Below are 9,614 nucleotides of genomic sequence, written 5' to 3' on the forward strand. Positions count from 1 at the left end.
TGAGAGTGACTGAGAGCAACGAAGAGAAGCTGGTCGAATACCTCAAGCGGGTCACGGCCGAACTGCAGCAGACCAAACGGCGACTGCAGGACGCCGAACAGGCCGGCCGTGAACCCGTCGCCGTCGTCGGCATGGCGTGCCGGTACCCCGGCGACGTCGACTCGCCCGAGGACCTGTGGCGGCTGCTGGACGCGGGCGGCGACGCGATCACCGAGTTCCCCGCCGACCGCGGCTGGGACATGGAGTCGCTCTACGACCCCGACCCCGACGCCCCCGGCCGCACCTACACCCGGCGCGGGGGTTTCCTGCGCGGGGCCACGGAGTTCGACCCCGACTTCTTCGGCGTCTCACCGCGCGAGGCGGCGGCCATGGACCCGCAGCAGCGGCTGCTGCTGGAGACCTCGTGGGAGGCGCTCGAACGGGCCGCCCTGCCCCCCGCCACGCTGCGCGGCGCCCGGGTCGGCGTGTTCGCGGGAGCCATGGCCCCGGACTACGGGCCCAGGCTGCACCAGGCCGCGGGCGGCGCGGAGGCGCACCTGCTCACCGGCACCACGAACAGCGCCGCCTCCGGACGGATCGCCTACACCTTCGGCTTCGAGGGGCCCGCGGTCACCGTCGACACGGCCTGCTCGTCCTCGCTCGTCGCCCTGCACCTCGCGGTGCAGTCGCTGCGCCGCGGGGAGTGCGCGCTGGCCCTGGCCGGCGGGGCCACGGTGATGTCCACCCCCGGGATGCTCGTCGCCTTCAGCCGCCAGCGCGGACTGTCCCCGGACGGCCGCTGCAAGTCCTTCGCCGACGCCGCCGACGGCACCGGCTGGGCCGAGGGCGTCGGCATGCTCGTCGTCGAGCGGCTCTCGGACGCCCGGCGGCTCGGGCATCCGGTGCTCGCCGTGGTGCGCGGCAGCGCGGTCAACCAGGACGGCGCGTCGAACGGGTTCACCGCCCCCAACGGCCCCTCCCAGCAACGGGTGATCCGGCAGGCCCTGGAGGACGCCGGGCTGTCCCCGGCGGACGTGGACGCGGTCGAGGCGCACGGCACCGGCACCAGCCTGGGCGATCCCATCGAGGCGCAGGCCCTCCTCGACACCTACGGCGCCGACCGCGAGCGCCCCCTGTGGCTCGGGTCGCTGAAGTCCAACATCGGACACACCCAGGCCGCGGCGGGCGTGGGCGGCGTCATCAAGACGGTGCAGGCGCTCCGGCACGGCGTCCTGCCGAGGACCCTGCACGTGGACACCCCCTCGACGCACGTGGACTGGTCGGCGGGGCCGGTGCGCCTGCTGACCGAGCGGCGCGAGTGGCCGCGGACCGGTGCGCCGAGGCGGGCCGCGGTGTCCTCGTTCGGGATCAGCGGCACCAACGCCCATCTGATCCTCGAACAGGCCCCGCCCGTCGAGGCGGCCGAACCCGGGGCGGTGGCGGCGCTGCCGCTCGCACCGGTGGTGCTGTCCGCCCGGACCCCCGAGGCGCTGGCCGCCCAGGCCGGGCGGCTGCTGACCGCCGTGGACTCGGCCGAGCCGCTCGACCTCGCCTACACGCTGGCCACCGCCCGCACGGCGTTCGCGCACCGGGCCGCGGTGCCGGCGGCCGACCGGGACGGGCTGCGCGACGGCCTGCGGGCGATCGCCCGCGGCGAGACGGGACCGGCGCTGCTCCGGGGTGTCGCGCACCCGGGCCGCACCGCGTTCGTGTTCGCAGGGCAGGGCACCCAGCGGGCCGGCATGGGCCGCGAGCTGTACACGGCGTTCCCGGCGTTCGCGACGGCACTCGACGAGGTGTGCGCCGGCTTCGACGGCCTCCTGGACCGCCCGCTGCGCGAGGTGCTGCTGACGGAGCCGGACCCGGCGCTGCTGGACCGGACCGGGTGGGCCCAGCCCGCCCTGTTCGCGGTCGAGGTCGCGCTGACCCGGCTGCTCGGGTCGTGGGGTGTGCGGCCGGAGGTGCTGGCCGGGCACTCGATCGGCGAGCTGTCGGCGGCGTTCGTCGCGGGACTGTGGACGCTCGAGGACGCGTGCCGTGTGGTGGCGGCGCGCGGCCTGCTGATGGAGCGGTTGCCCGCAGGCGGCGCGATGGTGTCGGTCCGGGCCGCCGAGGAGGAGGTCGCGGCGGCGCTGACGGCGGACGGGGCGGGCGTCGCCGCCGTGAACGGCCCGGAGTCGGTGGTCGTATCGGGCGAGGAGGGGGCGGTGCTGCGGATCGCCGAGCACTTCGCGTCCCTCGGCCGGCGCACCAGGCGGCTGCGGGTGAGCCACGCGTTCCACTCGCCCCTGATGGACCCGATGCTCGAGCCCTTCCGCGAGGCGCTCGCCGGTGTGGCGTTCCACGAGCCGGTGCTGCCGATCGTCTCGACGGTCACCGGCGAACCGCTCACCCCGCAGACGGTGTGCTCCCCGGAGTACTGGGTGCGCCAGGTCCGCGAACCGGTGAGGTTCGCCGCCGCCGTGCGCCGCCTGCAGGACGACGGGGCCACCCGGTTCGTCGGCGTCGGACCGGACGCAGCGGTGACCGCGATGGCCGGGGGATGCCTCGCCGAGGCGGAGCCGGGGCCGGTCGCGGTGCCGGTCCTGCGGGCCGACCGCCCGGAACCGGCCACCGCGCTGACCGCGCTCGCCGCGGTGCACGTGCACGGCGTCGACGTCGACTGGCCCCAGGTGTTCGCCGGGAGCGGCGCGAGCGCCGTGGAGCTGCCGACCTACGCCTTCCAGCGCGAGCGGTACTGGATGGACGTCCCGGCGGGGACCGGCGACCTGCGGGCGGCCGGCCTGGCCGCCGGGGAGCACCCGCTGCTCGGCGCCGTGCTGACGCTGCCGGAGACCGGCGGGACGGTGCTGACGGGCAGGCTGTCGCTGGAGGCCCAGCCGTGGCTGGCCGACCACGCGGTGCTCGGCCGGGTGATCGTGCCGGGCGCCGCGTTCGTGGAGGTGGCGCTGCGCGCCGGCCGCGAGGTCGGCTGCGAACTGCTCGAGGAACTCACCCTGCACACCCCGCTGGTGCTGACGGAACACGGCGGCGCCCGCGTCCAGGTCGTGGTCGGGGAAGCCGACGAGTCGGGGCGGCGCGCGGTGTCCGTGCACGCCGCGACCGAGGGCGGCGAGTGGATCCGGCACGCCGAGGGCGCCCTGTCCGAGAAGTCCGCGCCGACGGGGTTCGAGGCCGAGCCGTGGCCGCCGGAAGGGGCCCGGGAGGTCGAGCTCGGCGACGTCTACGCGGGCCTCGCCGCGCGCGGTTACGACTACGGTCCGGCCTTCCAGGGTCTGACGGCCCTGTGGCGGCGCGGGGACGAGGTGTTCGCCGAGGTCGCCCCGTCCCCGCGGACGGCCTCCGACGCGGACGCGTTCGGTCTGCATCCGGCACTGCTGGACGCGGCGCTGCACGCGGTCTGGTACGGGTCCTTCCTCGACGGGACGGACGGCGACGGGACGGCCGGGGGCGCCCCGGTCCTGCCGTTCGCCTGGTCCGGGGTCTCCCTGGCTGCCCTCGGGGCGTCCGCGCTGCGGGTGCGGATGGCGGCTTCGGGGGAGGACGCGGTGTCCATCGGGCTCGCCGACGCGGCGGGCGCTCCGGTGGGGTCCGTCGAGGCGCTGCGGTTCCGGCAGGCGCCCGCGGCGGGCCCGGGCACGCCCGCGGAGTCGATGTTCCGGGTCGAGTGGCAGGCCGTGCCCGACGAGCCGGCCGAACGCGTCCCGTGGACGCTCGCGCACGAGCTCGCGGACGTCCCCGCCGACCCGGGCGTGGTGTTCCTGCGCTGCCCGGCCGGGCCGGACGCCCGGCAGGTCACCGCCGCGGTGCTCACGGTCGTCCAGGAGTGGCTCGCCGAAGAGCGGTTCGGCTCCGCGACGCTCGCGCTGGTGACCGAGGGAGCGGTCGGCGCGGAGCCGGGGGAGCGGCTGGAGGGGCTCGCCCAGGCGGGCGTGTGGGGCCTCGTGCGGTCCGCGCAGACCGAGAACCCGGGCCGGTTCGCCCTGGTGGACGTCGACGCCGGACCCGTCTCGTGGGACGCGGTGGCGGCCCTGGCGGGCCGGGAGCCGCAGCTGGCACTGCGCTCGGGCCGGGTACTGGCGCCGCGGCTGGTGCGGGCCGAGGTCGGCGACGGCTCCGCCCCGCCCGCCGCGTTCGGCGCCGGCACGGTGCTCGTCACCGGCGGAACCGGCACGCTCGGCGCGGTCGTGGCGCGGCACCTGGTGGCCGCGCACGGCGTGCGCCGGCTGCTGCTGGTCAGCCGCGCGGGCGCCGCGTCCCCCAAGGGCCGGGAGCTGGCCGCCGAGCTGACCGAACTGGGCGCAGAGGCGGTGCTGGCCTCCTGCGACACGGCCGACCGCGCCGCGCTGTCCCGGCTGCTCGCCGACATCCCGGCCGAGTTCCCGCTGACCGCCGTCGTGCACGTGGCCGGTGTGGTCGACGACGGGGTGCTGACCGACCTGACCCCGCAGCGGCTCGACACCGTGCTCAGCCCCAAGGCGGCCGCCGCGTGGAACCTGCACGAGCTGACCCGCGGCCTCGACCTGTCGGCGTTCGTGCTGTTCTCCTCCCTCTCCGGACTGATCGGTCCCGCGGGCCAGGCGAACTACGCGGCGGGCAACTCCTATCTGGACGCGCTCGCCCAGTACCGCCGGGCGCGGGGGCTGCCAGGGGTGTCGCTGGCCTGGGGCATGTGGGCCGAGCGCAGCACGATGACCGAGCACCTGACCGACGTGGACCTGGCCCGGCTGGCCCGGCTCGGCGTGACCCTGTCCTCCTCGCAGCAGGGCGTCGCGCTGCTGGACGCCGCGCTCGGCCTGGACGAGCCGGTGCTGGTCCCGGTCGCGCTCGACCTGGCGGCGATACGCGCCCAGGCCGAGGTGCCGCCCATCCTTCGGCGGCTCGCCGGCCGCCGGGCCGGGCCCCGGCGGACGCGACCGGCGCCGGCGGGCCCGCGCTCCGCGGCCGACCGGCTGGCCGGCCTGCCCGAGGACGGACGCCACGCGTTCCTGCTCGACCTGGTGTGCACCCGGATGGCCGAGGTGCTGGACTACCCCAAGGGACGCGAGATCGAACCCGACCGCGCGTTCTCCGAGCTGGGGGTCGACTCGGTGTCCGCCGTGGAGTTCCGCAACCGGCTCGGCGCCGAGACCGGCCTGAGGCTCGCCCAGACGCTGGTCTTCGACCACCCGACGGCGGCCGCCGTCGCCCGCGAGCTGGTCCGCGAGCTGGCGGCCCAGGCCCCGGCGCCCACGGGTTCGGTGCTGGCGCAGCTGGAGCGGATCGAGGCGGCGCTGACCGAGGACTCGGTGACCGGCCAGGACGGCGACGAGATCGCCGAACGCGTGGAGGGGCTGCTGGTGCGGCTGCGCGCGCTGCGGGACTCGGCCGGACGGTCCGACGCACGGCTCGACGTCACCGCCGCGACGGACGAGGAGCTCTTCCAGTTCCTGGACGGCAGTTGAGAGGCCCCGGGCGCGAAGCCCGGACCTGACCGCCGACGCGGCGCGCGGGGGTGTTCTCGTCAGGAGAACACCCCCGCAGCCGTTCCACCGCCCCGCCGTCCCGTCCCGATGCCCTCCCCCTCACCGTCGTGTCACCCTGCCGGTCTCCCTCCACACGGAGATGTCCCCCTCCTGTCTCCACTCTCCACTCTCCGGGCCCGGGTGCGCATACGGCTGCCGCCGGCCCTCCGTGGAGGACCGGCGGCAGCAGGGGAGGTCTGGGGCGTGTTTCGAAAGTCCCGTCTGCCCGGCGACGCCTGGCACGCACTCCCCCGGAGGGGGCGCCCCCAGCCGCTTTGTCGGGATCACCCCGATACATCCAGTATCGGGGCGACCCTCCGCCTTGCGATCGCACGCACCAGACGCCGCCGGACCCGCCCTCCGGGCGGACGACGCTACTTTCGAAACGCGCCCTAGCCGAGCTGCGCGGGCGGGGGGAAGTAGCCCGCGTCGGCGAAGAACTCCGTGTACCTGGCGAACAGTTCGGCGTCGATCTCCGGGCAGACGATGCCGGTGCCGGCCAGCGCGTCCTCCGTCGCGCTGACGTCCATCCGCATGTACAGGGCCTCGCCCGCGGTCATATAGCTCCGGAAGATGTCGATCACCGGGAAGAGCGCGTTGTCCCGGTCCGCGCGGACGGTGTCGACGAACTCGTCCCAGGACACCTCGTCCAGGACGTAGCCCGACTTGCGCAGCCGCTCGGCCATCTCGGCGAAGCTCACGGCCACCTCGTTGAACAGATGGAAGGTCCGGCCCTCCGTCGTGCGCGACAGCTTCAGCACCGCGGCGCTGACGTAGTCCACCGGCACCATCGGGAACAGCGCGTTCGCGCCGGCCGGCAACGACCTTGCCTGAAGGCTGCCCTTCAGGCTCAGCCAGACGAAGTCGCGGGTCTGGCAGGCGCCGTTGGACTGCGCGCCCGAGACGACGTCGGCGCGGTAGACCGACACGGGCAGCCCACGCTCCCGGGCCAGCCCGATGATCTTCTCGGCGACGTACTTGCTCTGCCGGTACCCGTTGGTCAGCTCCTCCGGCGGCCCGGTCGGGTCCTGCGGGCGAAGACTCGCGCCGTCGGGGCCCGGCCCGGCGAAGACGCCGGTGCTCGACACGTAGTGCAGCGGGACGGTCCGGTGCAGGGCCGCGAGCCGGAGCGCCTCCTCGGTGCCGGTCACGTTGGCCGCCTTCAACGACGGGTACGGATGCAGCCAGTTGACCGTCGCGCCCGCGTGGTACACCACGTCGACCTCGCGGGCGAGCCGGTCGTAGACGTCGGCGGCGAGGCCGAAACGGGGTTCGGCCAGGTCGCCGGTGAGGACCGACAGCCGGTCGCGGTCGATGTCGTCCCAGATGCCGTACCAGGTCAGGTTGGCGCGCAGCCGGTCCAGGGCGCCCGCCGCGTCGGCGCCGCGGACCAGGCAGTGCACGGTGGCCCCGGTCGAGCGCATCAGATCCCTGAGCAGGAACGCCCCGACGAACCCGGTCGCCCCGGTGAGGAACACCTCGCCGGGGTCGGCGACCACGGTGGTGACCTGTTCCGCGGGGACGATGTCCTCGGCCAGCCGCACCTCGGCCGCGAAGTCGACGCCGGCCCGGCCGGCGTGCCCGGTCCGGCGGGCGAGCTCCGCGTCCAGGTACGCGACCAGCGCCCCGGGGCTGTCGTGGTCGAAGAGCAGGGTCGGCGGCAGCCGCAGACCCGTCTCGCCCTCCAGCCGGTTGCGCAGCTCGACCGCGGTGAGCGAGTCGAAGCCGAGCGCGGTGAAGGGGGAGGTCTCGGTGACGGCGTCGGTCCCGGTGTGGCCCAGCACCGCGGCCGCGGCCGTGCGCACCAGGCCGAGCAGGAGCTCGCGCCGCCCGGACTCGTCGAGCGGGGCGAGACGCTCCGCCAGCAGCCCCGTGCTCTCGGCCGTCGCGGCGACCACACGCCGGACCGGCCTGCGGACCAGCCCCCGCAGCACCGGCATGACCGGTCCCGGCTGGCGCTCGATCAGGGCGATGTCCAGGTGCATCGGCACCGTCGTCGCGTGCCCGGCGCCGAGCGCCGCGTCGAACAGCACGGGCCCCTCGGCCGGTGAGATCGGGCGTAGCCCTGACTGCGTCGCCCGGTTCCAGTCCACCTCGGACAGCCGGGACGCCATGCCGTGCTGCTGCGCCCACGCCGCCCAGGCGAGGGAGTCGGCCGGCAGCCCGTTCGCCCTGCGGTGCTGCGCGAGCGCGTCGAGGAACTGGTTGGCGGCCGAGTAGTTCGCCTGCCCCGGTGAGCCGACGACGCCGGCGACGGAGGAGAACAGCACGAACATCGTCAGGCCGGCGTCGGCGGTGAGTTCGTGCAGATGCCAGGCGGCGTCGGCCTTGGGGCGCAGCACGGCGGCGACGCGGTCGGGGGTGAGGGCCGTGATGATCCCGTCGTCGATGACGCCGGCGGTGTGCACGACGCCCGTCAGCGGATGCGCCTCGGGAACCGAGTCGAGCAGCCGCGCCAGCGCGTCCCGGTCGGTGAGGTCGCAGGCGACGACGGAGACCCGGGCGCCGAGCGCGGTGAGTTCCTCGGCCAGCTCGGCCGCGCCGGGGGCGTCCGGGCCGCGGCGGCCGGCCAGCAGCAGGTCCCGGACGCCGTACTCGGTGACCAGGTGCCGCGCGAAGAGGCCGCCGAGTGCGCCCGTGCCGCCGGTGACGAGGACCGTGCCGTGCCGCTCGGGCCGCGGTCCGCTCCCGGCGGCCGCGCGCACCCTGGCCAGCCTGGGGGTGCTCGCCCGGCCCGCGCGGACGGCCAGCTGGTCGTGGCCGGACGCGATCGCGGTGGCGATCCGTTCGGCGCTCGCCGTGCTGCCGTCGACGTCGATCAGCGTGATCCGGCCCGGATTCTCCACCTGGGCCGACCGGACCAGGCCCCACACCGGGGCCGACCCGGGATCGACGTCCTCGCCGTCGTGGGTGGCGACGGCACGGGTCGTGACCAGCACCAGCCGGGAGGTCCCGAACGCCAGCGCGTCCTGCACCAGCTCCAGCGCCCGCACCGTGGTCCGGTGCGCGGCGGCCACCGTGTCGTCCCCGGCCGCCGCGTCGATCAGGGCGACGACGATGTCGTCGCCGGCGTCCGCGACGCTCTCGACACGGCGCGCGGGACCGGACAGCGCGATGTCCGAGAGCACCGCCAGGCGGGCGGGGGAGAGGTCCTCCGGGTCGGGCAGCGCAACCGGCGACCACACCACGTGGAACAGCGAGTCGCCCGTGGCCTCGTCGGGTCGCGCGGCGGGAGTCGGCGCGGGGCGCCGCAACGCGCGGACCTCGGCGACCGGCTCGCCGCTGTCGTCGGCCAGCCACAACCGGAACGCGTCCCGCTCCTTCGGCCGGATCCAGACCCGGAGCGTGCGCGGACCGGCGGCGTGCAGGGCGAAGCCGTGCCAGGACAGATCGGCGGCGTCCTGCCCGACGGCGAGCAGCGGGTGCAGCGCCGCGTCCAGAAGCGCCGGGTGGATCCCGAACCCCTCCGCCTCCGTGTCGTCGGAGAGCCGCACCTCGGCGAACAGCTCCTCGCCCCGCTGCCACACCGCCCGCAGCCCCTGGAACGCCGGCCCGTACGCGCGTTTCTTCGCGGTGAGCCCCTCGTAGAAGCCGTCGAGTGCGACCGGGGTCGCACCGGGCGGCGGCCAGGCGTCGAGGGAGACCGCGGGCGGCGGCGCCGGTTCGGCGAGCAGGCCGGTGGCGTGCACCGTCCAGCGCGCGGCCGGGTCGTCCCGGTCCGGCCGTGAGGCGACGGCGATCCGCCGGGAGCCGTCCTCGGCGGCCGCGCCCAAGGTGACCTGTACCTGGACGCCGCCACGGTCCGGGACGATCAGCGGAGTGACGGTCGTCAGGTCGGCGACACCGGAGCAGCCGGCCTCGTCGCCCGCCCGCACCGCGAGTTCGGCGACGGCCGCCATGGGGAGCACGGCGTCCGGGCCGACCCGGTGGTCGGCGAGCCAGGCATGGGTGTGCAGCGAGAGCCGGCCGGTGAACACCGCGCCGTCCTCGCCGGCCAGCGTCACGGCCGTCGTCAGCAGCGGGTGCGGCACGGCCAGGCCGAGCCCGGCGGCGTGCCGCGCGCCCGGTGAGGTGCTGTCCAGCCAGTACTGCTGGTGCTGGAAGGGGTAGGTGGGCAGGTCGATCAGCCGT

The 9,614-nt window shown here is 75.8% G+C and carries 1 protein-coding gene and 1 pseudogene; one reads left to right on the forward strand and one right to left on the reverse strand.

The features are described from left to right. Window positions 1–17: 17 nt before the first annotated feature. A pseudogene (locus IE239_RS39230) lies at window positions 18–5,423 on the forward strand (type I polyketide synthase); the annotation flags it as partial. 452 nt (window positions 5,424–5,875) lie between these two features. Here the strand turns inward: IE239_RS39230 and IE239_RS39235 are convergent. Further along, a partial coding sequence (locus IE239_RS39235) for a thioester reductase domain-containing protein (RefSeq protein WP_190154225.1) occupies window positions 5,876–9,614 on the reverse strand: 3,739 nt, incomplete at its 5' end.

It is taken from the genome of Streptomyces humidus, from assembly GCF_014649655.1.
Taxonomy (GTDB): domain Bacteria; phylum Actinomycetota; class Actinomycetes; order Streptomycetales; family Streptomycetaceae; genus Streptomyces; species Streptomyces humidus.